This window comes from Aphanothece microscopica RSMan92, assembly GCF_046613545.2.
In the GTDB taxonomy this organism is placed as follows: Bacteria; Cyanobacteriota; Cyanobacteriia; order PCC-6307; family Cyanobiaceae; genus NIES-981.
This window is the reverse complement of the sequence record NZ_JBKKKY020000257.1, coordinates 1-806: the sequence shown is the minus strand read 5'-3', so window position 1 is coordinate 806 and position 806 is coordinate 1. Positions and strand designations below refer to the sequence as shown.

The 806-nt window shown below is 47.6% G+C and carries 1 protein-coding gene; it reads right to left on the bottom strand.

Features of this window, described 5'->3' with window-relative positions; genetic code table 11:
• Nucleotides 1–706, bottom strand: a 706-nt coding sequence (locus tag ACLD7X_RS17345) for a hypothetical protein (RefSeq protein ID WP_411424938.1), incomplete at its 3' end; no start/stop codon positions are given.
• Nucleotides 707–806: the final 100 nt, after the last annotated feature.

Here is an 806-nt window from a genome sequence, read left to right as displayed (position 1 = left end):
AGTTGAGTGATTCGTAACTTGCCTTATCGGTGTCCATGGGCCGAACTACCCCGGTTTCGGTGTTCAGGAGTACCACGCCGTTTCCTGCCTGATTGCGGGTATCCAGGGCAAGAGCCAGCCAGCTTCCTCCTTTATTAAAAGCGTAGTCGGATACGTTTCCGATATTTTGAATCTGCTTTTTGCCCAAATCATACAGCAGCAGGTCAGTTCCTTTGGGATCAGTGGGCTTGGTGCCTTCTTCGGGAGCCAGGAGTACCGCCAGGTGGCTGGACTTTTTGCCGTTAAAAGCGAAGGATTTGGTCTGCTCAAACTCTTTTTTGGTAGTAGTGCCCAGTTCAATCAAAACAACCTTTTCTGCTTTCTTTTTGTCTTTCTTCTCCTTTTCGGTAGGCGAAACAGTGTAAGCGAAAAAGCGGGAATCATCCGAAAAAGCGATGTTGGCGCGCGAAGTAGCGCCCACCGGATAGGTGAAACGGGTGGAGTCAGAAGTTCTTTTGAGTACCAGCTCGGCGTCGCCCTCATCGGCCGGGGTGAGTAAATAGGCAAACCAATTACCATCCGGAGATAGTTCGGTACTGCGGGAAGAGGCAATGGACTTCCAGGAACCAATGTCTTTCCAGGTAGGTGCTTTCTGGGCAACAAGTTGGTTGGCTGCCAGTACTAATACCAGAAGTGCCAGCCGATGCAGTAAATTTGTTTTTTTCATAAAAGTAGCAAGGGGGTTAGTAATTAAATATGGCCAAAATAGCCTATTTTGGGGTAGAAATGAAACGTAACAGTATCTGGATTAAATTTAAACATCCTCC